Below are 24,382 nucleotides of genomic sequence, written 5' to 3'. Positions count from 1 at the left end.
CGTCGCTATTCCATGCGGGAGCATAAACGGATTTGCTGTGAGATGAAGGACAATAACGCGCTTGAATGGCTGACACCGGGGCAGTGGTGCGAGGAGGGATTTGTAGCCGGCAAGGAGGTGTGCCACGGCGATCTTGAGACGAACGCGTGAAAATGAAGGGCGCGCTCGCCTCGTTTGCGGCCTCAGTGGCCGGTTTCGAGTTCGCGACGTTCCTTGGCATAGCGAACCAGGGCCAGGAAACGGTAGATGCCATGCATGAACTTGCCGTAAGGCATGGTGAAGAACAGGCTGAAAACCACGCCGAGATGCAACGCAAGCAGCAGTCCCATCGCCGGCGACGCGCGGAAGATCATCAACAACAGGCCGGTCAGACTGGTCAGAAACAGCATGACGATAAACGCGACGTCCATGCCCCAGCGCGGCCGATCGAGAAGGAGCGGATCCCGGCGCAACTTTGCCAGAAGGAGACCGCACGGACCAATGACCAAGCCGATACCGCCGGCGGTACCGAGCAGGACGGGAAGATCGTACCATGGATACGGTGCCTCGATGCCGAGCAGATAGTGGTAGAGGGTTGCCGTCGAGGTCGCCGCGAAGCACAGCAGGAAACCATAGAACGTCATGTGGTGATAAAGCCGACGCCGATCCGTCGGCATGTCGTCATCGTTGACGCAGCCGACGCCGCCACCATCGAGATATCGCAGCGTCCCGGCGTCGCGGATCGCCTGCCACAGCGAGACGGGCTGGCGCAGAGTCGCGGCGGGCTCGCCGATATCTTTCCAGAACGCACGACAGCTCATGATGACGGCAACGACCACGTAAAGCGTCACAGCGATGAAAAGGCCGGCCATGGCGTTGTGTGGCATCAGCCTGTAGAAAGCACCCGCTCCGCCATCCGCGCGGAAAAGCGAGGCTTTATCATTCCAGGCCACAAACCCTGCGATGAATAGAAAAACGCTGAGGGCCGCGATTGACGCGATCGCCAAGCCGTTTCGCTCGAAAAGTCCAGATAATGCGCGCGGCCATGCATAGGCCTGATACGTATCGCCTCGAAGTCTCGCAAGGGTCTGCGGGACATTGACGTTGAATTCGTGCGGCGGGGAAAACTGGCAATCCGGCAGGCAGGCGCCGCAACCGTGACACAGGTTGGCCAGATAATTGAGGTCTCCCTCCGAAAATGCTCGCCGCATTTCCATGGCCGGAAAGACGGCGCAAAGCCCTTCGCAATAGCGGCATGAGTTGCAGACGGTCATGAGGCGTTCAGCCTCCGCTACGGTCTTGCTCATGTCGAGAATATCGATCGTCGTATGAATATTCATGCAACCTCCGCCTGCATCGCCCTTGGCCGGCTATTGGTGGGCAAGCAGGCGGCGGCCGCCGCCTGCCCGGCGATCCGTCCGAAGACGCTGCCGATCGTCATGCCGATGCCGGCCGCGTAACCTTGACCGAGCACATTGCCAGCCATGATTTCACCCGCAGCGAACATATTTTCAGCTTCGCTGCCGTTTGCCATGAGCATGCGCGCTTGCTCGTTCACCTTGACGCCGAGATAGGTGAATGTAATGCCCGGCCGCACGGGGTAAGCGTAGAAAGGCGCCTTCTCGATCCGCCGCGCCCAATGGCTTTTTGGCGGCGCAAGCCCTTCGGTGCGACAGTCGTCCAGAACCGTGTGATCAAACTGGCCCGGCCGAACAGCCGAATTGAATGAAGTGACGGTCTCATCGAGCGCTGCGGGGTCAAGACCGAGTTTTTCGGCAAGTTCCTCGATGCTGCCGGCCTTGATTGCAGGGAAAAGCGACGGCATGAAAAGTTCAAGCGAGCTCGCATCGAAGATGATGTAGGCGATCTGGTCGGGCTGGTTTGCCACGAGCCGCCCCCAGATGGCATAGCGCTTCGGCCAAACATCCTCACCCTCGTCGTAAAAGCGTTTGGCATCTTTGTTGACGACGATACCGAAGACCACACAATCCAGCCGGGTGATGATGCCGCCGTCGAATTTCGGCGCTCGCGCATCGATCGCCACAGCGTGACATTGCGTTGGGTCGCCGATCTGTTTGACCCCTTGATCGATCAGCATTCTTGTAACCGTCCCGCGATTGTAGGGCGTACCGCGGATCAGAAAGTTCTCGGCGATCTCACCCCAGCCCTGTTTGAGCCATTCGATGTCGGCTTCAAAGCCGCCGCAGGCCGCTACAAGTGCCTTTGCAGGCACGGTCACGTCGCGGCCGGCATGGCGAATGGCGGCTGACGAAAAACGACCGCGTTCAGTCTGGAGGGCGACAGCTTCAGCGTCGTAGACGACATCGACGCCCAAGCCTTCCGCGGTCCGATAGAGGGCATTCAGCATCGCCCGCCCGCCGCCCAAGAAGAACGAATTCGTCCGTCCGAGACTCAAGGTTCCGCCGAGGGAAGGCTGAAACCGCACGCCCTGTTCGACGATCCAGTTCAGCATGTCCTTCGATTCGCGGATCATCATGCGCGCAAGCTTTTCGTCGGTGTTCCCACCGGTCACACGCAATAGGTCGTCGAAGAATTCTTCTTCGGGATACGGGCCGGAAAGCGTCTCAGTGGCCGCATCATGGGCACAGCGCATGTTACGGGTATGTCGCGTATTGCCGCCCCGATAGAATTTCGGCGCCTTTTCGACGACGAGCACCTTCGCTCCGTTCCGCGTTGCACTGATTGCAGCACACAGCGCTGCATTGCCGCCTCCGATGACAAGCACATCATAATTGCGGGAAATATCGATCATTGTCGTATCCGTCTGAATACAATTGCATGCAAACGGATACGGCATGATTTGGCGCTTGTCAAATCCGACGCGTTCGTCGGGTTTGGTGATGTCAGCCGGGGGAGATGGTGAGCCTGACCTTCAGGGCTTCCTGAATGTGTTCTGCCGCAAGTGCGCTCGCTCCCTCGCCATCGCGTTTGCGCATCGCCATGATGATCGCATTGTGCTCGCGGGCAGCGGTCGCGGTGCGACCCTCGACGGTAAACGTCGTATCTGGAAGCAGCGCGATATTTTCCTGGAGGTCTTCGACAACCTGACGAAGATAGCGATTGCGGGCAGCCTCGTAGAGGCGGGCGTGAAATTCCCGGTTGAGCTGGGCCGCTCTGCGCGCATCACCGGCGGCTTCGGAGAATTCGCGATTGATGCGCTCAAGATTGGCAATTTCCGCTTCTGTCGCATGATGCGCGGCGTAGCGTGCGACAATCCCCTCCAAGGCCTCGCGGATGGCGTAGAGCTCGAAGATTTGCGGCATGGAGAGCACGGCGACTGCAACGCCTCGACCGGGAGCAGCCTCAAGCAAACCCTTTTCCTGCAATCTACCGAGCGCTTCGCGTACCGGCGTGCGGCTTACCCCAAGACGGGCGGCCACCTCTTCCTCGCGCAACGCGGTGCCCGGCCGATAAATGCCTTCGCGTATTGCCGTCAGGATGGCTTGATACGTGTTCTGACTGCGTGAGACGGATTGGCTGTCGATTCTTGTCACGATTCTTTTCCGCGGGTCGAAGAGTGGCAAATCTTATTACAGGGGCTAACGATTTTACGAAAGCCGGACTATCCAAGGGCCACGCAAGGCGTTCCGGAGGTCAAACTGGCACCGCAGGACGTTGAGATCAGCTTTCAGGCACTGACCAAACCGACGACGTCGGCGCAAAATCATCAGTGCCGCTGCGCGTCGCCGCGATGATCTCCTTGATCAGAGCCTGGCTTGCCACGGGGATCGATACGTCCGATCGGAAGATCAGGCCTACTTTTTGCGGCGGAACGAGCTTGTGAATGTCGAGATGGTTCGACAGGTCCACTTCGACAAGCGAGCCGGTCTTCAGTTCCAGGCGAATTGCATCCTGGCGCACCAAGCCGATAAACTCGCTTCTCTGCAGCACATTCTTGACGAACATCGGCGAACCGCTCCTAAGCAGCGACCGGTTGAAGTCGGCACCGACGAGGTTGCGCAAGGCGCCTTCGAGGTCGCGGTTGCCGGTAAGGACCACCCAGGGATACTGGGCCAATTCGCTGACTTCGACCGAATGGCCGTCGAGCAGGGGATGACCGGCGCGGACCGCGAGGATCATCGAATCGAGATAAAGCTCGCGCTGCTCGATGTCGCGCGGCAGGTCTTCCGCATCGAAGAGCGTCGCGATCAGGAAATCGAGATCGCCGAGCAAAAGGGGCCGAATCAGGTCGCTGCGGGTGCCGTTGGCAATGTTGACGGTGATGCACCGCGCTTCGGTCACAAGGCGCAGAATGGCGAAGGCAAGCGTGCGGCTATCTGGGCCAAGCGGTGCCCCGACATTGATCTCGCCGGATCCGAGCGTCCGGATCGCCTCGATATCGCTCTCCATCTTGCGGGTCTCCGCTGCAATGCGCCGCGCATGGTCGAAGACCGTCTCTCCGAATGAGGTGAGGGTGATCCCGCGTGGCCCGCGGTCGAGCAGAGGCACACCAAGCGCATATTCCAGCATCTGGATGCTTTTCGACAGTGCCGGCTGGGACAGGTTCAGGCGTTGTGCAGCCTTGTTGAGGCTGCCCAGTTCCGCGACTGCGAGAAAACGGCTGACGGAACGCAGATCCATATTTCACCTCCCTGAGAAACCGGATTTGACAGCCGCCGAGTTATAACTTTTAGCTTGAACGCTATCAAATCATTCTTCTTGATTTTAGAACTTCGGGATCGCAGTCTTTCATCATTCCCGGCGGTCAAGGAGTAGGTTCCGCAAGGGGAGGCCGAAGCAAAGGCCCTTTTGGGACGAGCATTCTTCAATGCCGTGAGGAGACGGCGTTAAGGGATCTCAGCCTCGGTCAAGGAGGAGCTTTCCCGGAGAGTATCCGGTTTCATTTTTTTATTTGCCTGATCATGGTTGGCCACAGGAGGCGCTTGCGCTGTCTCCGACGATATCGGCTGGCCTGTTGCGGGCGATGGGAGGATTGCGATGTCGGTCAGGGTTGGATTCGTAGGCGTCGGTGCGATGGGGCTCGCCATGGCCTCGCATGTATTGAAGGCCGGTTTTGCCGTTGCGGCCTATGATCTCAATGCGGAATGTCTCGACGCAGCTTCGGCCGCGGGCATAACGTCGGCCAGGAATCTTGCCGATCTTGCGACGATGGCCGATGTCTTCGTTGCAGTCGTTGCGACCGACGACCAGTCACGCAGCGTCACGAAGGAGCTTGCCCCGCTCGTCAAGAAGGGATCGGTAATTACGATTGCTGCGACCAACAATCCGGGCACCATGCATGAACTCGGCAAGTATTGCGACGGATATGGCGTCCGCCTCATTGATGCTCCTGTTGTCTACGGTCTCGACGGCGCCCGCGAGGGTACGCTTCTGTCGCTTTGCGGCGGCCGCGATGAGGACGTCGAGATGGCCCGCCCGGTGCTGATGAGCTACAGCCGCGATGTGCTGCATGTCGGCGAGCTTGGCTCCGGCCAGCTCGCTAAGGCCTGCAACAACCTGCTGCACTGGATCCATTGCATCGGAAATTACGAAGCCCTGCTGCTTGCCAAGCGCTATGGCGTCGATGCCCAGCGTATGCGCGAAGTCCTGCTGAAGAGCCCTGGTTATAACAATACCCTGGAGCGCTGGGACGGAACCCGCTTCACCTGGCAGGAGAAGGACATGGACGTTGTCCTCGACCTTGCTCAGGCCGGCGGGCTGGTGTTGCCGCTCAGCGGTCAGACGGACCAACTGATCAAGCTGCTTTCCGCAACGGACGTGCGCGACCTGCTCTACGGGGCAGAGGCAAGTTATCTCGGGCGACGCGTGGCTCCCATCAACCGCCAGGCCGGGGCAGCCTGACATTCCGCTCTGCCGAAACCACCTGCAGCGAGAGCATTCTCCATGGAAATCACAGCATTCGATATCGAGCCGGTGATCCTGAAGAAGGAGGATCCGGAGTGGAAATTCGCACTCGGCGCCAATCCGAATACGGAAGGGGTCGTCCTGCGCATCGCCACGGCTGATGCAGAGGGCTTCGGTTATGCCTCGGCGACGGCGCATATGGGATCGATCCAGTCGACGCTGGTCGCCGAACTCAACCATTTTCGGTCCTTGGTGATCGGCAGCCGCGCCGACGAGATCGCCGCGATCATGCAGCACCTCGACAGGCGGCTGCGCGGTGCACCACAGGCCAAGGCGGCCGTCGATTGCGCCTTGCATGACCTTCTTGCACGCGGTCTCGGCATCCCACTCATCACCCTGCTTGGCGGCAAGATCAGAAACGAGGTGCCGATTTTGCGCATCCTCGCCATCAAAACGCCGGAGCAGATGGCCGTCCAGGCGCGGCGCCTGGTCGACGAAGGCTATCGCTACCTGAAGATCAAGGTGCACGGAGAGGTCGAGGAAGATGTCGCGCGTGTCGCCGCGATCCGGGCCGAGGTCGGGCCTACCGTGCATCTGACCATCGATGCCAATCAATCCTATTCCCCGAAGGATGCGGTACGCGCCATCCTCCAGATGGTCGATCACGGGATCGAACTCGTCGAACAGCCCGTTCCTGCCGGGGATGTCGAGGGCCTGTCGCTCGTGACCAAGATGGTTCCCATTGCCGTCGAGGCCGACGAAGCGGCAGGCTCTCTCGCCGAAATCTACGAGCTGGTCAGCAACCGGCGCGTTGATGCCGTCAGTCTGAAGATCCCGAAGCTCGGCGGCATCCGCAATACGCTGGCGGCAGCCGCACTCTGCGAGCAGGCCGGCATCCGCTACCGCATGGGAGCGGCCGTCGGCAGCAGGCTGCTTTCCTCCTTCGCCATTCATCTCGCCTGCGCCATGCCCGGCGCCGACTATGCCTGCGAGCTCGGCGAATTCGAAAGATTGCTCGGCGATCCCTTCACCGGCCTCTCCGTCGAGAAAGGCGTATTGCGGCTGCCGCCCGGTCCGGGAAGCGGCGTCCGCAAGATCAATACTGGTCGCGCCGAAGCCGCGGCGAGAGAAAATTCCGAAGCATTGATGATGACGAAAGGATGACTGAGGTGGGAAAACACGCATCTTCCGGGAAATACGCGATCGTCGGTCTCGGCGTCGTAGCTGGCCAGCAACCGGATCATTCCGAGCGCATGATCGCGGCCGAAGCAACGAGGCTGGCGATCGCCGACGCAGGGCTGACGAGGGCCGATATCGGCGGCGCGATCGATCTGAGGCGCACTGGCGGCGGCGGGGACCGGGCCAGCTACTCCGATGCGTTCACCCGCGTGCTCGGTATCAAGAACAACTTCTATTTCACCTGCGGGCGCGGCGGTGCGCTGGCCGGTCTCGGCATGGCGGCGGCCATGTCCTATCTCGACCGCGGCATTGCCGATTATGTCGTGCTGACAGGCGCGGTGACCGACTGGTCGCAATCGCAGGAGACCCGCAAGAAGGGGTTCCGCGGCATGGCACATACCGAAAAGCGTGGCTACTGGGGCAAGCCGCTCGGCGATTCCCGCGCCGTCAGCCATCATAGCTGGATGGCCGCCCGCCACATGGCCGTCTACGGAACGACAAGCGCCCAGCTCGGTGCCATTTCCGTCGCCGAACGCCAATGGGCCTGCATGAATCCGGAGGCCAAGATGTATGGCCGTCCGATTACGATCGAGGATCACCAGAACTCTCCGCTGGTCGCGGAACCCTATCACCTGCTCGACTTGAGCCAGGTGTCGGACGGCGGCATCTCCTTCATTCTGACGACCGCCGACCGCGCCAGGGATTGCGCCAAGGCTCCTGTCTATGTGCTTGGCCAGGGCTTCGGCGAAGTCTCCGCCGACTTGTGGTGGGAGAAGAAGAACTTCACCCATATGGCTGTCGAACCGGCAAAGAAACAGGCCTTCGGCCAGGCCGACATTACGCTCGCGGATATCGATTGCGCGCAGCTCTATGACTGCTTCACGGCGGAGGTGCTCTTCCAGCTGGAAGATTACGGCTGGTGCAAGAAGGGCGAGGGCGGCGCCTTCGTCGCTGACGGTCATATGGCGCCGGGCGGTTCGATCCCTGTCAATACGAGCGGCGGCCTGCTCTCCTGCTACCATCTCGGCGATCTGACAGGCCTTGCCGAGGCCGTCCGGCAGCTTCGCGGCGAAGCCGGCGCGCGCCAGATCGACGACTGCGACATCGTCATGACCACCGGACATGGCGGCGAGCTTGTTTCGCCCGGCATGTGCTCAATCCACACCTGCACGCTGCTCGGGAGGCACGCATGAACGTCAAGCCGGAATCCTTTACCGTCGATCTGGAATGGAAGAAGCCCTATCCGAGCATCGACCATGACAACGAACCCTTCTGGGATGGCCTGAAAGAGCACAAGCTGCTCGTCTGGAAATGCAAGCAGTGCGGCGCAGTTTACTGGCCGAAGGCCTACTGCCAAAACCACGATAACGAGCCCTTCGCCGCAAACTGTGAATGGACTGAGGCGTCCGGGCGCGGCAAGGTCTTTGCTTTCAACATCCATCACTGGGCTTTCCACCCGGGCTTCAAAGAGGAAATTCCCTATACCTATGCTCTGATCGAACTCGACGAAGGGCCGCTGATCAGCTCCCAGCTCCTGGGCGACAATCTGCCGACCGACATACACGATGTCGGGCAGACTGTGGAGGTCGTTTATGAAGACCATCCGGCGCAAGGCTTCACGCTTCCGAAGTTCCGTATCGTGAGTGAATAGGAAAGAGCGACGATGATCGGCCAGAGCCATTCCCTTCCGACCAGCAGCCTGCTTGCGCCTCGTTCCGTCGCTTTTGTCGGCGTGTCCGCGAAAGGCGGCGCCGGCACCAAGATGCTGAATTCGCTGCTTCGCTCCGGGTTCGGGGGCAAGATCTGGCCGGTCAACGCCAATGCCGCCGAAATTGCGGGCGTTCCGTGCGTGCCGAATCTCGACGTGCTGCCCGCCACCCCCGATTGCATCGTCATTTCCATTCCGGCGGAGGGCGTGCTCCCCGTCGTGGAGGAGGCCGCATCGATCGGCATCCGCGCGGCTCTCATCGTTTCCGAAGGCTTTGCCGATGACGGCACTGCTGAAGGCAAGGCGCGGCAGGAACGCCTCGTCGCGATCGCCAAGGCCTCGGGCATGGCGGTTGCCGGGCCGAACTGCATGGGGATTGCCAGCCTCGGCCATGGCTTTGCAACGACGATGGCGGATATTCCCGAAAAGCTGGGCGCGGGCGGGATATCGCTTGTCTCCCAGAGCGGCGGCCTACTCAACGCCGTCGCCGAGCTCAGCGCCAATCGCGGCATTGGAATGAATTATCTGATTTCGATCGGCAACCAGGCGGTGCTCGATCTTGCGGATTATATCGACTTCCTGGCCGACGATCCGAAGACCAGCGTCATCGCCTGCATCATGGAAGGCGCCAAGGATGGACGGCGCTTCCGTGCCGCTGTGGACCGGGCCTCCAGGATCAAACCCCTGGTCATCCTGAAGCTCGGAAAGAGCGCTGCCGGGCAGGCGGCAACCTTCGCGCATACCGGCACGCTTGCTGGCAAGCACGAAGCCTATGAAGCCCTGTTTTGCGCAAACGGCGTCGCCTCGGTGATGAGCCTCGATGAGCTGGTGGAGACAGCTGCGCTTCTAGCAACGGCACCTTTGCCGAAGGGAGATCGCGTCTGCTTGCTCACCGTCTCTGGTGGGGCCACCTCGCTGATCAGCGATCTTGCGGAGCGCGCAGGCGTGAATTTCGGCCGGATCGACGATGAGACGAGCCGGCGGGTCGGCGAGGCACTCGGCGTCTCGCGCCATTTTGGAAATCCTCTCGATACGGTCGGCATGCCGCGGCTGTGCCGTGACGGCGCGATCGAAGGCGTTGTCGGCGCGCTGCTCGACAATGCGGAGATCGACGTCATCGGCCTTGTGCTCGGCATGCGAATGGAAGGCGCCGAAAATCATGACAAGCTCGTTGGCCGGATGGCCGATATGGCCAGGACGGCCGGCAAGCCGCTGCTCGTGCTCTCCTTCATCTCGAACAGCCTGACCGGGCATTGGCGCGGCTATGCGAGCGCACAAGGTCTGCCGTTGGTGGAAGATGTCGAGCTCGGCCTGCGCGCCATCCGCCACCTCACGGATTACGCTACCTTCCGCAGCAGCGTGCCCATTACAGAGAGCCCGCCGAAAATCGCCAGCACAGTCGGCAAGACAAGCACACGTGGCGTTTTGAGCGAAGCCGACAGCAAGGAGATCCTTGGCAAAGCCGGCCTTCCGGTCACGCGCGAATATCTCGCAGCGACGATCGCGGAAGCAAAGATGCTGGCCGAGAAGATTGGCGGTCCGGTCGCCCTCAAGGTTCAGTCGCGCGACATCCCGCATAAATCGGATGTCGGCGGCGTCCATCTCGGCGCCACCGCCGAGGATGCAGAAATTATGTCAGCCAAGATCTTGAAGAGTGCCAGAACCGCCTGTCCGGACGCTGCCATCGACGGTATCCTCGTGCAGGAAATGGTTGATGAAGGCGCGGAGTTCATTATCGGGATGACGTATGACGAGCAGTTCGGCCCTCTTGTCGTCGTAGGAGGCGGCGGTGTGATGGTCGAGGTGTTCAAGGATGCGAGCGTCGGTCTAGCTCCGCTTACACGCCACCAGGCAATGGAAATGGTTGCCAGGCTCAAGGTTGCCGTCCAGCTTGACGGTTTCCGCGGTGCTCCCCCGCTCGACAGAGATGCCCTGATCGATTGTCTTGTCGCATTCTCGAACTTCGTGGCCGCAACCGACGGCCAGTTCGAAGCGATCGATCTCAATCCCGTTTTCGTTCGCAGCCGGGGGAAGGGCGTGAAGATAGCGGACGCCCTCATCATCACTAGAGGTCCGTGGGAGGAATATAATGAACAGACGGAGTCGCATTACGCATTTAGTTAGTGTCCTTGCAGTTCTCCCGCTCGCGGCGGGATTGGCAACGCCGGTATGGGCGCAAACGCAGGAGGAAATTCTGCACTATACCGGGGCTGACCGCGAAAAAATCCTGGCCGACGGTGCCGCAAAGGAAGGCGAGCTCGTCGTCTATTCGGCGATGATCGTCGATCAGGCGCTGCAGCCGCTTGCCGATGCCTTCATGAAGAGATATCCGTCTGTTACGCTCACTTATTGGCGCGGTGACTCGGAAGACATCGCGCAACGCGTCCTTGCCGAAGAGCGGGCCAAGAACGTGGTGGTCGACGTGGTCGAAGGCACGAGCGTCAGCGAAAATCTCATCAAGGCGAATGTCGTTCAGACCTTCAGCTCGCCCATGCTGGAGCAATATCCAGAATCCTACCGCGACCCCGATCACCTCTGGGCCGCAACGCGTGTCAGCTACTACTGCATGGCCTACAACACCGACATGGTGAAGGCCGAAGACGTGCCGAAGAGCTATGACGATCTGCTCAATCCGAAATGGAAGGGCCAGATCGCCTGGCGCATCGGTAGTGAAAGCGGCACGCCGCTCTTCATCACCAATCTTCGGTCTGCCTGGGGCGAGGACAAGGCGGAAGATTATCTGAAGAAGCTTTCCGGCGAGAAGATCGTCAACTTCGGCGCCGGCAGTGCCCGCACGCTGGTCGATCGCGTGATTGCTGGCGAATATGCGATGGCGCTCAACATCTTCTGTCACCATCCGCTGATCAGTGCCGCCGACGGCGCACCGGTGGCATCGCAGCTGATGAGCCCGGTTGCCTCGACGACGGCAACTCTTTTGATACCGAAGAATATCCGCCACCCCTATGGCGCGGCGCTCTTCACCGACTTCCTGCTGTCGGAAGACGGCCAGAAGATCCTGCTCGGTGCGGATTATTTCCCGGCCCATCCGAAGGTGCTGCCGTCCAAGATGCTGCAGGCGATCGTGCCGCATGCGGCCGGCTTTGACGAAAACCTCGTCCGCCCGGAAACGCTCGTTAACGACGGCGTTCGATCCGACGAACTCTATCAGAAATATTTCCGATAATCCGAGGAGGCCGCCACCCGTGTGGCGACCTCCGTGACCGGCAATAATCGAGAAAGTTCAAGGCGATATGAAAACGCTCCAACTCACTGCAGCAACGATGCCGACAATGAAGAAGATCACCTTCTCGCCCGTTGTATTGATCCTTGCTGCCATTCTGCTCATCGTCATCGTTCCGCCGGCCGCCTATCTGGTCGCCTCCAGTTTCTATACGACGAATTTCGACGGTTCATTTGATCAGTTCACTTTCCAGTTCTTTGCCGATCTCGTCCAGAACCCGTATTTTCTGCGCAGCCTGCTGCATACGGCGATCTATTCACTCGGTTCGGCGGTCGTCGGTATCGTGCTTGGTACCGTTCTTGCGATCATCGTGGAGCGGACCGATACGCCCGGCCGCAAATATGCCTTTCTCGGCGCCGTCATCTCGCTTGCCATTCCGCATGTGCTCTATACGGTCGCCTGGCTGCTGATCCTCGGCAAGTCGGGCCCCTTCAACCAGATCCTGAAGGCAATTTTTGGCGCCTCCGCACCGGTCTTCGACGTCTATTCCCTGCCGGGCATGATCCTCATCGAAGGTGTCGGCTTCGTGCCGCTGACATTCCTGATGATGTCGGCGATCCTGCGCTCCACGGATGCCGCCTTCGAGGAAGCATCGATGATGAGCGGCGCCGGGCCGGTCGCGACCTTCTGGAAGATTACGCTTAGAATGGGCATGCCCGGCGTATTGGCACTGTTGCTCCTCAGCTTCATCCGCGCCTTCGAATCCTTCGAGGTGCCGGCGATCGTCGGCCTGGCAGGCAATATCGAAGTTTTGACCACGAGCATCTACCAGAGTTCGCGGGCAACGACGCCGCCGAATTTCGGACAGGCAGGCGCCTATTCAGTCTGTCTCTTCGCCTTCCTCGCCTGCCTTCTCTATTTCTACGGACGGCTGTCCCGGCATGCGCATCGCTACCAGACAATTACGGGCAAGGGCTATCGGCCGCGCGTCATTCATCTCGGCCGCAGCCGGTATATCAGCACGCTTCTGCTCGTCGCCATCCTGCTCCTCGTCATCGGCCTGCCGCTTGCCATCATCGTCTTCGCCTCGTTCAAGCCCTTCTTTGGCGCCTTCACGCTGGCGAGCTTTTCGCATTGGACGCTGAAAAACTACACGACCGTCGTCGGCCCCGGACTTGTGCGCTCGACCCTTATCAATACGCTGAGCCTTGGGGTCGTCACCGCAAGCATCGTCGTTCCCTTTACAGCTCTCTGCGCCTGGCTGGCGGCCCGGCGCAAGCCAGCCGCCTGGGTTCTCGACCAGCTTGCCACCGCGCCGCTGACCTTTCCCTCGATCGTCATGGGCGTCGCCTTCCTGCAGGTTTTCGTCAACCTGCCCTTTCCGTTCTACGGCACGCTAACCTCGGTCATCCTGGCATCCACAGTCGCTTACCTGCCTTATGGAATGCGTTATGCCTATGCAGGCGTATTGCAGATCCATTCGGACCTTGAGGAAGCCTCGACAGCCTCCGGCGCGCCGCAGATGCGGACTTTCATCAAGATCGTCTTCCCGCTGCTGTCCGCCTCGATGATCAGCTGCTGGCTGTTCGTTTTCCTGCTGGCCGTACGGGCGATGTCCCTGCCGCTACTGCTGGTCGGGCCGGGAAGCTCCCTCGTCGCCGTCAGCCTGTTCGATCTCTGGCAGAACGGCCAAGTGACGGAGCTCGCCGCCATGGGCACCGTCTGGGTCGCTCTGATGACCTGCGTCAGCGGATGTTTCTATCTGGTGGCGCGCCGCTATCGCATCGTCGCCGCTTAAGCCAATTCCAGGGAGGTGGAATCATGCTCAGAGTTGCCAATCTCGTAAAGCAGTACATCAACGAAACTGGGGAACGGAAAGGCGGCGTGTCGAATGTCAGCTTCGACGTCAAGGAAGGCGAGCTATTCACCCTTCTTGGCCCGTCCGGCTGCGGCAAGACGACGACGCTGCGCTCGATCGCCGGCCTCGAACATCCGGAAAGCGGGCAGATCCAGCTCGACGGCCGCGACCTCTTCGACAGCCGTTCGGACATACAGCTGCCGATGTATGAACGCGATATCGGCATGGTCTTCCAGTCCTATGCGATCTGGCCGCATATGAACGTCTTCGAAAATGCGGCCTATCCTCTGCGGACGCGGCGCAATGGCCATGTTTCGCGCGAGGACATCGAAACTCGGGTCATGCGGTCGCTCGAAATGGTCGGCTTGGCGGAATATCGCAATCGATCAGCGACGAAGCTGTCCGGTGGTCAACAGCAGCGTCTGGCACTTGCCCGCGCACTGGTGCGCGAGCCGAAGCTCCTCCTGCTCGACGAACCGCTCAGCAATCTCGATGCGCTGCTTCGCGAACAGATGCGCGCCGAAATCAAGCGGCTACAGAGTGAATGGGGCGTGACGACAATCTACGTGACCCACGACCAGAGCGAGGCGATGGCGCTGTCCGACCGCGTCGCGGTGCTCAACAACGGCATGATCGCACAGATGGGTACGCCGTTCGACATCTATGACAGGCCACGATCGGAATTTGTCGCAAATTTCATTGGCAGGACCAACCTCCTGAGAGGCAGGCTCGCGAGCCGGGTGAGGGCAGGCGATATCGCGCCCGTCGATACGTCGATCGGTTCGATAAGATGCATGTTTTCTTCAGGCATGCCGGCTGGCAACCAGATCTCCTTCGTCATCCGTCCGGAAAACATTCAGCTCCATACAGCCGAAGGAGCGCCCGCAGATGCCATGCCCAACTGCATCGACGGTCTCGTGCGCAACAAGGTCTTCCTCGGGGAGGTCGCTGAATATTCGATCGATATCAACGGCGGTCTCAATATCATCGCTCGCACGCATCCCTCGATCAGCCTGAACCGCGGTGACAGGGTGCGCGCGTCGTTCCCGGAAAATAAGGTGATTGCGATTTGTAGCTAGGTCGGACACTTCGGCCGCGGGAATATCACGCAAATCAAAGGATCCCTCCAGCGGCCATTGTCATGTTGTTCCGCAGGCTGATGCCGCGGATACTGCTTCGCTGGCCGGCGGCGGCAACGGTCGGATGTCGTCCTGACCCCGGTCGAAGCCCATTTCGAGAGGAGGAGGCAACGTCCATCGATCGCCGTCGCCGCTACCGTACTCGTCCGAAGGCTCCATGCGGGTGTTTAGCCGCCCGGCGTCTAATTCAGTCGCGAACCTTGAGAACGATCTTTCCCTTTGGGCGGGGGCGTTGGCCCTCGAGCATCTCATGCGCTGCAACGGCCTCCGAGAGGGGAAGGACCAAGCCGATGTTCTGACGGAGTTCTCCCTTATCGATCGCAGCCGCGATGTCGACGAGGTCCGCAGTGTTGACGGCGACAAGGAAGAAGAACGCCTCGACGCCGGCAGACTTTGCAAGTTCCTGATCAGGTTGAGAAACGGCCGAAACCAGCTTGCCGCCGCGCTTCAGCACACCAAAGGATCTGGTCTGAGTGTCGCCCCCGACCAGATCGATGACGGCGTCCACATTGCTGACGCTGTCCTCAAAACGTTCCCGCTTGTAATCGAAGACCTTGTCGGCGCCTAGCTCCTTCACACGGTCCACATCGTCGCTGGCCGCCGTCGCTATGACGTTCAGATTGGCCTTCCGGGCGAACTGCAGGGCGTAGGCACCGACGCTGCCTGCTGCGCCGTGGATCAGCACGCTATCGCCTGCCTTGAGCTTGCCATGCTGGAACAGAGCCTGGTGTGCCGTGACGGCAATCACTGGAACGGATGCAGCCTCGACATGGTCGATTGTCGTTGGCTTCCGCGCGACCATTCCTGCCGCCGCAATGGCATATTCGGCGTAGGCACCAATGAAACGCGGATTGGTGACGCCGTAGACAGCGTCGCCCGATCTTAGGCTGGTGACGTTTGGCCCGACGGCTTCGACCACGCCGGAAAGATCCGATCCTAAGGTGAGGGGCAGGGGCTGCGGCAATGCGCTCTTGCCCGATCGAATCCAGCCGTCCCAAGGGCCGACACCGGCCGCGAAGACCTTGATGAGAATCTCGTTTTGACCCGGCACGGGCTTTTCGAGCACCTCCGCGCGGATGATCTTCGGCGGCCCGAACTCGTGCACGGTATATGCGGTCATCACCGCATCAGAAGATCTCTCGATGTTCTTGCTATCCTCGGTGGGGTTCATTTGGATGACTCCCTTCTTTCGCGATCGATGCATCGATCTTAGAGGTTGCTCATGCCGCCGTCGATGAAGAACCGCATCGTCAGGGCATCCATGACGCGCACGCGGACGTTCGATGGCGACGTCCCCTAGTGAGCTGATGGCCACCTATTATGGCAAAGCGCCACAGCCTGCCTGGGAAAAGCGGAAGGGCGGAGCTAAGGCGCATCTGGTTCGATCAGCGGGCAGTCAGGAAGATTCTAAAGTGCATCGCTACTGACTGGCAAACTGGCCTTGACGGTTTCCAATCTTTCCGAAATGCTAAGATGTCAGACCAATTCTGGGTCTGCCGGAGGGGAATTGGAAGAGTATGAAGGCAAATGTCAGCGACAGGCCGTTGATCAGGCCGCTTCCGGCGATAGATCGCGCGCGCCAGGTCACCGACGCGCTCGCCCACTATGTCGAGGACGCGAAATTGCAGGCCGGCGACAAGCTGCCGGCGGAGCGCGAGCTGATGGCCGCGCTCGCCGTCGGGCGCTCGACCATTCGCGAAGCAATCCGCCACTTTCAGGCGCTTGGCGTCATCGAATCCCGCAAAGGAAGCGGCACCTATTTGCTGAAGCCCGTTTCGGCGGCAACCATCCACGTGCCGCTTTCCTTCGAGGGTGCCAATCTGCGCGATGCCTTGCTGCAGACGCTGGAGGTTCGGCGCGGGATCGAATGCGAGGCGGCCATGGTCGCGGCCCGCAAGCGGACGGCGAAAGACCTCATCATTATCGAGGAAAAACTCGGCGAGATGGAGCGCGTTCATCACGCGAAAGGCGCCTCTGGTCCGGAAGATCTTGCTTTCCACATGGCCGTATATGACGCGACCCATAACCCGCTGTTCGGACAGCTTCTGGAACAGATGCGTGAAACCTTCATGCGCTTCTGGAGCCATCCGTTCGACCGGCAGGATTTTGCCCGCCGGTCCTTCCCGTTTCACCGCACGCTTTTCAACGCCATCGCTGCCCAGGACACTGAAGCGGCGCGGCGCGAAACATTAAAGATCCTCGACGTTGTCGAGGAAGACATCAAGGAAATGTCCAGATGACTGACGGCCTCGAACCGTTCGAACTCGCTTCGCTGATCACCGCGCATGACGAAGGCAACTTCGCCGAAGCGGTGGTTCCGCCAATTTTTCAGGCATCGCTTTTCACCTTCTCCGATTACGACGACATGATCGCCTCTTATCGCGGCGAAAAAGTACGGCCGATCTATACGCGCGGGCTCAACCCGACGGTGCGCATGTTCGAGGAGATGCTGGCAAAGCTCGAAGGTGCGGAAGACGCGCTCGGCTTTGCAAGCGGCATGGCGGCGATCTCATCGGCGGTGTTGAGCTTCGTCGAGCCGGGCGACCGGATCGTCGCGGTCAAGCACGTCTATCCCGATGCCTTCCGGCTGTTCGGCACGATCCTGAAGCGGATGAAGGTCGAGGTGACCTATGTCGACGGCCGTGACGAGGAGGCGGTTGCCAGGGCGCTGCCGGGTGCCAAGGTCTTCTACATGGAAAGCCCGACGAGCTGGGTGATGGAAGCTCATGATGTCGGCGCGCTTGCGGCGCTTGCCAAGCGGCATGGCGTCGTTACCATGATCGACAACAGCTGGGCGAGCCCCGTCTTCCAGCGCCCCATAACGCTTGGCGTCGATCTCGTCATCCATTCGGCATCGAAGTATCTCGGCGGTCACAGCGACGTCGTCGCCGGGGTGGTTGCCGGCTCGAAAGAGATGATCGCCCGGCTGAAGGCCGAAGCCTATCCTTATCTCGGCGGCAAGCTTTCGCCTTTCGATGCATGGCTTCTGATCCGCGGGCTGCGCACCCTTCCGATCCGCATGAAGGCGCATGAGGCAGCGGCGATGACGATTGCTCAGCGTCTGCAGGCGCTGGATGTGGTGGAGCAGGTCTGCCATCCGGGCCTTACCAACCGTCTGCCCGCAGGCCTCAACGGCACGTCGGGCCTCTTCTCCTTCATCTTCCGCGAAGGCGTTGACGTGCGTACCTTCGCCGATCACCTCAAGCTCTTCAAACTGGGCGTGAGCTGGGGTGGACATGAAAGCCTGATCGTACCGGGCGAGGTTGTGCTTCAGCAGAAAGCGCAGCCGAATTCCGCGCATGCCTTCGGCATCAATCCGCGGTCCGTACGCCTCCATGTGGGCCTCGAAGGAACCGAGGCGCTGTGGAGGGACATCGAAGAGGCGATTGCCGCCGCTTCATAATCTTCAACCGAGAGGACACCAAAAAGGGGAACCGAGCATGAAAAGACTGATAACCGCAACCCTCTTCGCCACGATGATGGCGGGCACCGCCTTTGCCGATACGACGCTCAAGCTCGTCGAGGTGATCACCAGCCCAGAACGCACCGAGACGCTGAAGTCGATCGTCGGCAAGTTCGAGGCGGCAAATCCCGGTACGAAGGTCGAGATCATTTCACTGCCGTGGAACGAAGCGTTTCAGAAATTCGCGACGATGGTTTCGGCCGGCGATGTGCCGGACGTAATGGAAATGCCCGACACCTGGCTGTCGCTTTATGGCAACAACGGCATGCTCGAGAGTCTCGAGCCTTATCTGGAAAAGTGGGAGCACACGAAGGAGCTGACGCCGCGGGCGCTCGAACTCGGCCGTGACGTGAAGAACACCGCCTACATGCTGCCATATGGCTTCTATCTGCGCGCCATGTTCTACAACAAGAAGCTCCTGCAGGAGGCAGGTGTTGCCGAACCGCCGAAGACGCTGGAAGAATTCACGAAGGCTTCCGAGGCTGTCTCCAAGATCCCCGGCAAGTACGGCTACTGCATGCGCGGCGGCCCGGGCGGTCTGAACGGCTGGATGATTTTCGCCGCGTCGATGGCTGGCGACAACAAGTACTTCAAGGATGACGGCACCTCGACCATGAACAGCGAAGGCTGGGCGAAGGGCATCGAGTGGATGGTCGACCTCTACAAGAAGGGCTATGCGCCGAAGGACAGCGTCAACTGGGGCTTCAACGAAGTGGTCGCCGGCTTCTATTCCGGCACCTGCGCCTTCCTAGATCAGGATCCGGATGCGCTGATCGCCATTGCCGACCGCATGAAGAAGGAAGACTTCGGCGTAGCCCCGCTGCCGAAGGGACCGGACGGCAAGTCCTTCCCGACCATCGGTTACGGCGGCTGGTCGATGTTCACGACGAGCCAAAACAAGGACCTTTCCTGGAAGCTGATCGCGACGCTTGAAGGCCCGGAAGGCAACCTCGAGTGGAACAAGAAGATTGGCGCACTGCCGGCTTATACGGCTGCGGAGAAGGATCCCTTCTATGCAGGGGATCAGTTCAAGGGCTGGTTCCAGGAACTCGCCGACAAGAACACAGTTCCGACGGTGATGCCGACCTACCTCGAAGAATTCGCCTTCTTCAAGGATTCTCTGGCGATCAAGACCTCGCAGCAGGCGCTGCTCGGCGACATCTCGCCGAAGGATCTTGCCGACCAGTGGGCCGATTACCTGACGAAGGCGCAGCAGAAGTTCCTGGCCAAGAAGTAAAGCGGACGCAGAGGAAGCAGCCCCCTCATCCGGCCCTTCGGGCCACCTTCTCCCCCAGGGGAGAAGGCACGGAGGCGCCGCGGCACAATCCCTTCTCCCCGCCGGGGAGAAGGTGCCGGCAGGCGGATGAGGGGGTGGCACCTCCTTAGGGCCCCTATAGTCAAAACACGAAAGCCGACCACCGATGACCATGACCGCCGAAACGCTGGATGGGCGTCACGACCGCAGGCCGTGGCTGAAGCGCCTTGCCGATGCCTCGGAACCCTATCTCTACAGCGCCCCCTCGCTGATCCTGATCATCGCGGTGATGCTTGTGCCGTTGGTGGTGGGGATTTCCTATGCGTTTCGCGATATCCAGCTCCTGAACCCGTTTTCTGGCGGGTTCATCGGGCTTGAGCATTTCCGCGTGCTTTCGAAGGACGCGGCCTTTTACGGCGCTCTCAGGAATACGCTCTGGTGGACCGGGGCTTCGGTCATCCTGCAGTTCGTCTTCGGGCTCATCCTGGCGCTGCTGCTCGACAAGCCGTTCTGGGGCAGAGGCATCGTGCAGGCGCTAGTCTTCTTGCCCTGGGCGGTTCCGTCCTTTCTGGCTGGCCTCAACTGGGCATGGCTCTTCAATCCGGTGATCGGCCCGATCCCGCACTGGCTCTTCGGCCTTGGCCTGATGAGCGAGCCGGGCAATATCCTCTCCGATCCGCACTACGCAATGTGGGGGCCGATCATCGCCAATGTTTGGTGGGGCATCCCGTTCTTCGCGATCACGCTGCTCGCCGCCCTTCAGGCGATCCCGCGCGATCTCTACGAGGCGGCCTCGATCGATGGAGCCGGCTGGTTCCAGCGCTTCGGCTCGATCACGCTTCCGTTTCTAGCGCCGACGATTGCCATCACCGTGTTGCTGCGCACCGTCTGGGTTTCGAATTTTGCCGACCTGATCGTCGTCATGACCGGCGGTGGACCGGCGGACCGGACGCAGATCGTCGCCAGCTACATCTTCACCCAGGCGTTCAGAGCGCTCGATTTCGGTTACGCCTCGGCGATCGCTCTGGTGCTGCTCGCGCTGCTGCTCGCCTATTCGATGCTGATCATCCTGCTGCGGCAGACCCTGCTGAAGGATTGAGGCCATGAGACGATCCATCATTCCAACCATCGCGCATCGGCTGGCACTCCTCTGCTACATTGCCTTCGCGCTCTTTCCGCTGTTCTGGCTGCTGAAGGTCTCGGTGACGCCGAACGATCTGCTCTACACCGAAGGTGTGCGCATGTGGCCCTCGCGTACGACATGGGACCATTATGCCTTCGTGCTTCAGCACAGCGCATTCCCGACCTTCTTCAAGAACAGCCTGATCGTGTCGGCCTCGACCGCGATTGCGGTGACGTTCTGCGCCTCGCTGTCAGGTTACGCGCTATCGCGCTTCAATTTCCGGGCGAAGTACTGGATCGTGGCACTGATGCTGCTGACGCAGATGTTTCCGCTGGTCATGCTCGTTGCACCGATCTTCAAGATCCTCTCGCCCTTGCACCTGACGAACAGCCTGACCGGCCTCGTCGTCGTTTACACGGCATTCAACGTGCCCTTCGCGACCTTTCTGATGCAATCCTTCTTCGACGGCATTCCGAAGGATCTGGAAGAGGCGGCGATGATCGACGGAGCGACACAATTCACCGCCTTCCGGCAGATCATCCTGCCGCTGACGCTGCCCGGGATTGCGGCGACACTCGGTTTCGTTTTCACGGCGGCATGGAGCGAGTTGCTCTTCGCGCTCATGCTGATCAACGGCAATGACGCAGCAACCTTCCCGGTGGGGCTGCTCACCTTCGTTTCGAAATTCTCCGTGGATTTCGGGCAGATGATGGCAGCGGGCTGCTTGGCGCTCATTCCCGCCGGCCTCTTCTTCCTGCTCATCCAGCGGTATCTCGTCCAGGGCCTGACGGCCGGCGCGGTCAAAGGGTAATCACATGGCATCGATCGATGTTAAGAACATCAAGAAAGCCTACGGCCACGTGCAGGTGCTGCATGACGTCGACCTGCGCATCAAGGACGGCGAGTTCGTGGTGCTCGTCGGCCCTTCCGGCTGCGGGAAATCGACGTTGCTGCGCATGATTGCGGGACTGGAGGACGTCACCGGCGGTGAAATCCGCATTGCCGGCAACCGGGTCAACGAGTTGCACCCGAAGGATCGCGACATCGCCATGGTGTTCCAATCCTACGCGCTCTATCCGCACATGAACGTCGCCGGCAACATGAGCTACAGCCTGAAGCTTCGGAAGACGGCGAAGGAAAAGATCGCAAGTGCCGTCGCGAATGCGGCCTCGAAGCTCGGTCTCGATCCATTGCTCGAACGCCGGCCGAAAGCGCTATCGGGCGGCCAGCGCCAGCGTGTCGCCATGGGCCGCGCGATCGTGCGCCAGCCGAAGGCGTTCCTTTTCGACGAACCGCTCTCGAACCTCGATGCTCGCCTGCGCGAGCAGATGCGCGCGGAAATCAAGAAACTGCATGGCGACCTGAAGGCGACTTCGATTTACGTCACCCACGACCAGATCGAAGCGATGACGCTGGCAGACCGGATTGTCGCGATGCATGGCGGCGTGGTCCAGCAGGTCGGCAGTCCTCTGGAGCTTTACGATCGCCCCGCCAATCTCTTCGTCGCCGGCTTTATCGGGTCGCCGGGCATGAACTTCCTCGAGGCTACTTATGAAGCAGGCGCCGTGAAGCTGAAGGACGGCACGGTGGTCCCGCTTACCGCGCCCTTGTCGGTCGCCAATGGATCAAAGGTAACGCTCGGCATCCGGCCGGAACATGTGGTCATGTCTTCGAATGGTACCGGCATGAGCGCCGATGTCGAACTCGTCGAACCGACAGGCTTCGGCATCATCCTGCATCTCTCGTTGCACGGCCTGCCGTTCAAGGTCTTCACACTGAACCGCGAGGCGTTGACCGCGGGGCCTCGGGTCAGTGTTTCCTTCCCGGCCCAGAACCTGCATGTATTCGATGGCGAAGGGAACAGGGCCGGGTGATTTCATCAGGAAGCGTCGGTGATCCGCAGTTCGCCCGTGGTAAACTTGCTTGCTGAGCCGAGGTGATTTCATGAATGCGACCGACCGCCAGGCGCATTGGGAGAATGTCTACACCACCAAGGCAGCGACCGAGGTGAGTTGGTATGAGGCCGCGCCGGAATTGTCGCTCGCCCTGATGCGCGAGGCCGGGCTGACGCCGGAAATGTCGGTCATCGACATCGGGGGCGGCGCGTCGCGGCTGGTTGATGCTCTGGAGGCCGTCGGGCAGGCTCATGTGAGCGTCCTCGACCTCTCAGCCGCAGCTCTCGAAACGGCAAAGTCGCGGCTGGCGGACGCCGAACGGGTGCACTGGATCGTCTCGGATGTGACCGCCTGGACGCCCGACCGCCAGTATGATTTCTGGCATGACCGCGCCGCCTTTCATTTCCTGACATCGGAGGCGGATCAGCAGGCCTATGTTCGCGTGCTGTCTCGGGTTCTGAAAGACGGCAGCAAGGCCGTGATTGGCACCTTTGCACTCGACGGCCCGGAGAAGTGCAGCGGCTTGCCGGTCGCCCGTCACGATGCCGAAAGCCTTCAGGCGGTCCTCGGCAGACAGTTCAAGCTCGTCAGGACGCAGCAGCACGAACACATAACCCCATGGGGGGCGGTGCAGAAGTTTCAGTTCAGCACGTTCGAGAAGGTTGCTAACGCGGACTTGCTTCCGTAGCTCCAAGGGTCAGGATCGCCGCTTACCGGATCAGCGGTCCGTCTGCCTTTTTCCAGGCGTCGATGCCGCCCTCGATGTGACAGGCGCTCGTCAAGCCGGCGTCCTGGGCGGCCTGCACGGCCATCGCCGAGCGCTCGCCGAAGGCGCAGTAAAAGACGATCCGCTTGCCGGTCGCGGCTGCCAGTTCGTGCAGCATGCCGCCGAGGCTGATGTTTTCCTGTAAATCCGGATAGGGGGCGTGGATAGAGCCAGGGATAGTTCCGTGTTTTTCCCGTTCTGCCCTCTCGCGGAGGTCGATGATTGCAATGTCGGGGCGACCGTGTAGCGCCAGCGCCTCGGTTGCGGAAACCGCCCAGCCTCTTCGCGCGATTTCGTCCTGATGCAGGCCGATATGAACGTTGGCCGGCACAGCCACATCCATCATCTTCGGGTTGGGAAGGTGCAGGTTGTTCATGAGGTCGACATACTCGTCCACGGAGCTGACCAGCAGGCGCGGATTGAAGAGCTTCTCCTCGCCGATGGTGGAAACGGTGTCGCCCTTGTAGTCGTGCGCCGGATAGACGAGCGTTTCGTCCGGCAATTTGAGGAGCTTGTTGAAGATGGAGTCATATTGCTGGCGCGGGTTGCCATTCTGGAAATCCGTGCGGCCCGTTCCGCGAATGAGCAGCGTGTCGCCCGTGAACACGCGGCCATTCATGAGAAAAGAATAGGAATCGTCCGTATGGCCTGGCGTATAGAGTACATCGAGACTTAGTCCCTCGATCGCGACTCGGTCGCCCTCGGCCACGCGCATGGAGACGACATCGGCAAGCGTCTGCTCGCCCATCACCGTGATGCAGTGGGTGCGGTCACGCAGCGCACCCAACCCGGTAATATGGTCGGCGTGCAAGTGGGTGTCCACGGCTTTGACCAGTTTGAGATCAAGCTCCTCGACGAGCTTGAGGTAGCGGTCGACCTTCTCGAGTACGGGATCGATGATGAGTGCCTCACCGCCCTGCCGGCTGGCAATGAGGTAGGTGTAGGTGCCGGACACGCTGTCGAAGAGCTGGCGGAAGATCATCGGCACCTCCCTTTCACAAATTGTTTCG

The 24,382-nt window shown here is 60.4% G+C and carries 21 protein-coding genes; 15 read left to right on the top strand and 6 right to left on the bottom strand.

From position 1 onward, the window contains the following. Window positions 1-182: 182 nt before the first annotated feature. The 4 genes from tcuB to HGP14_RS22790 all read right to left on the bottom strand — a co-directional run bounded on the left by tcuB (window position 183) and on the right by HGP14_RS22790 (window position 4,581). Window positions 183-1,319: a tricarballylate utilization 4Fe-4S protein TcuB gene (gene tcuB, locus HGP14_RS22805; RefSeq protein WP_205927285.1), complete on the bottom strand. Its 1,137-nt coding sequence runs from the start codon at window positions 1,317-1,319 to the stop codon at window positions 183-185. Then, window positions 1,316-2,752, bottom strand: a complete 1,437-nt coding sequence (gene tcuA / locus HGP14_RS22800) for an FAD-dependent tricarballylate dehydrogenase TcuA (RefSeq protein WP_205927284.1) — start codon at window positions 2,750-2,752, stop codon at window positions 1,316-1,318. The genes tcuB and tcuA overlap by 4 nt, the downstream gene beginning before the upstream one ends. Window positions 2,753-2,843: 91 nt before the next feature. Beyond that, window positions 2,844-3,494: a GntR family transcriptional regulator gene (locus HGP14_RS22795; protein ID WP_312862166.1), complete on the bottom strand. Its 651-nt coding sequence runs from the start codon at window positions 3,492-3,494 to the stop codon at window positions 2,844-2,846. 127 nt (window positions 3,495-3,621) lie between these two features. Beyond that, window positions 3,622-4,581, bottom strand: coding sequence for a LysR family transcriptional regulator (locus HGP14_RS22790; RefSeq protein ID WP_168832162.1), 960 nt, complete (start codon window positions 4,579-4,581; stop codon window positions 3,622-3,624). A gap of 357 nt (window positions 4,582-4,938) precedes the next feature. Between HGP14_RS22790 and HGP14_RS22785 the strand changes: the two genes are divergently transcribed. The 8 genes from HGP14_RS22785 to HGP14_RS22750 all read left to right on the top strand — a co-directional run bounded on the left by HGP14_RS22785 (window position 4,939) and on the right by HGP14_RS22750 (window position 14,810). Next, window positions 4,939-5,802 (top strand): NAD(P)-dependent oxidoreductase, encoded by an 864-nt coding sequence (locus HGP14_RS22785; protein ID WP_168832161.1) that lies wholly within the window; start codon window positions 4,939-4,941, stop codon window positions 5,800-5,802. A 42-nt stretch (window positions 5,803-5,844) separates the two neighbouring features. Further along, window positions 5,845-6,969, top strand: a complete 1,125-nt coding sequence (locus tag HGP14_RS22780; protein ID WP_168832160.1) for a mandelate racemase/muconate lactonizing enzyme family protein — start codon at window positions 5,845-5,847, stop codon at window positions 6,967-6,969. 5 nt (window positions 6,970-6,974) lie between these two features. After that, window positions 6,975-8,177 (top strand): thiolase family protein, encoded by a 1,203-nt coding sequence (locus tag HGP14_RS22775; protein WP_168832159.1) that lies wholly within the window; start codon window positions 6,975-6,977, stop codon window positions 8,175-8,177. Next, on the top strand, window positions 8,174-8,635 hold the full coding sequence (locus HGP14_RS22770) for a Zn-ribbon domain-containing OB-fold protein (RefSeq protein WP_168832158.1): 462 nt from the start codon (window positions 8,174-8,176) through the stop codon (window positions 8,633-8,635). Before HGP14_RS22775 ends, HGP14_RS22770 begins: the two co-directional genes overlap by 4 nt. Before the next feature lie 12 nt (window positions 8,636-8,647). Then, window positions 8,648-10,816 carry an acetate--CoA ligase family protein gene (locus tag HGP14_RS22765; protein ID WP_168832157.1) on the top strand — a complete coding sequence of 723 codons (2,169 nt, stop codon included), beginning with the start codon at window positions 8,648-8,650 and terminating at the stop codon, window positions 10,814-10,816. Next, on the top strand, window positions 10,782-11,876 hold the full coding sequence (locus HGP14_RS22760) for an ABC transporter substrate-binding protein (RefSeq protein ID WP_168832156.1): 1,095 nt from the start codon (window positions 10,782-10,784) through the stop codon (window positions 11,874-11,876). Before HGP14_RS22765 ends, HGP14_RS22760 begins: the two co-directional genes overlap by 35 nt. Before the next feature lie 106 nt (window positions 11,877-11,982). Then, on the top strand, window positions 11,983-13,671 hold the full coding sequence (locus HGP14_RS22755) for an ABC transporter permease (protein WP_168832155.1): 1,689 nt from the start codon (window positions 11,983-11,985) through the stop codon (window positions 13,669-13,671). A gap of 23 nt (window positions 13,672-13,694) precedes the next feature. Continuing rightward, window positions 13,695-14,810, top strand: coding sequence for an ABC transporter ATP-binding protein (locus HGP14_RS22750; protein WP_168832154.1), 1,116 nt, complete (start codon window positions 13,695-13,697; stop codon window positions 14,808-14,810). Window positions 14,811-15,057: 247 nt separating this feature from the next. Here the strand turns inward: HGP14_RS22750 and HGP14_RS22745 are convergent, their stop codons facing one another. Next, complete coding sequence (locus HGP14_RS22745; protein ID WP_246704536.1) at window positions 15,058-16,041, bottom strand: NADP-dependent oxidoreductase; 984 nt, start codon at window positions 16,039-16,041, stop codon at window positions 15,058-15,060. 346 nt (window positions 16,042-16,387) lie between these two features. Between HGP14_RS22745 and HGP14_RS22740 the strand changes: the two genes are divergently transcribed. From HGP14_RS22740 to HGP14_RS22710, 7 genes are all read left to right on the top strand, one after another. Next, window positions 16,388-17,110: a FadR/GntR family transcriptional regulator gene (locus tag HGP14_RS22740; protein ID WP_168832153.1), complete on the top strand. Its 723-nt coding sequence runs from the start codon at window positions 16,388-16,390 to the stop codon at window positions 17,108-17,110. After that, window positions 17,107-18,273 carry a PLP-dependent transferase gene (locus tag HGP14_RS22735; RefSeq protein WP_168832152.1) on the top strand — a complete coding sequence of 389 codons (1,167 nt, stop codon included), beginning with the start codon at window positions 17,107-17,109 and terminating at the stop codon, window positions 18,271-18,273. The genes HGP14_RS22740 and HGP14_RS22735 overlap by 4 nt, the downstream gene beginning before the upstream one ends. 37 nt (window positions 18,274-18,310) lie before the next feature. Next, window positions 18,311-19,570 (top strand): sugar ABC transporter substrate-binding protein, encoded by a 1,260-nt coding sequence (locus tag HGP14_RS22730; RefSeq protein ID WP_168832151.1) that lies wholly within the window; start codon window positions 18,311-18,313, stop codon window positions 19,568-19,570. 184 nt (window positions 19,571-19,754) lie between these two features. Next, window positions 19,755-20,687 (top strand): carbohydrate ABC transporter permease, encoded by a 933-nt coding sequence (locus tag HGP14_RS22725; protein WP_168832150.1) that lies wholly within the window; start codon window positions 19,755-19,757, stop codon window positions 20,685-20,687. A 4-nt stretch (window positions 20,688-20,691) separates the two neighbouring features. Further along, window positions 20,692-21,522, top strand: a complete 831-nt coding sequence (locus tag HGP14_RS22720) for a carbohydrate ABC transporter permease (protein WP_168832149.1) — start codon at window positions 20,692-20,694, stop codon at window positions 21,520-21,522. 4 nt (window positions 21,523-21,526) lie between these two features. Further along, window positions 21,527-22,585, top strand: a complete 1,059-nt coding sequence (locus tag HGP14_RS22715) for an ABC transporter ATP-binding protein (RefSeq protein WP_168832148.1) — start codon at window positions 21,527-21,529, stop codon at window positions 22,583-22,585. A 70-nt stretch (window positions 22,586-22,655) separates the two neighbouring features. Further along, on the top strand, window positions 22,656-23,294 hold the full coding sequence (locus HGP14_RS22710; RefSeq protein WP_168832147.1) for a class I SAM-dependent methyltransferase: 639 nt from the start codon (window positions 22,656-22,658) through the stop codon (window positions 23,292-23,294). Between the two features lie 22 nt (window positions 23,295-23,316). Here HGP14_RS22710 and HGP14_RS22705 read toward each other — a convergent pair whose 3' ends face one another. Beyond that, window positions 23,317-24,354 carry an MBL fold metallo-hydrolase gene (locus HGP14_RS22705; protein WP_168832146.1) on the bottom strand — a complete coding sequence of 346 codons (1,038 nt, stop codon included), beginning with the start codon at window positions 24,352-24,354 and terminating at the stop codon, window positions 23,317-23,319. Window positions 24,355-24,382 lie beyond the last annotated feature (28 nt).

The sequence above is a fragment of the Rhizobium sp. P32RR-XVIII genome (genome assembly GCF_012641395.1).
Taxonomy (GTDB): Bacteria; Pseudomonadota; Alphaproteobacteria; order Rhizobiales; family Rhizobiaceae; genus Rhizobium.
Note: the sequence above shows the minus strand (reverse complement) of the source record. Positions and strands in the feature narration are given on the sequence as shown.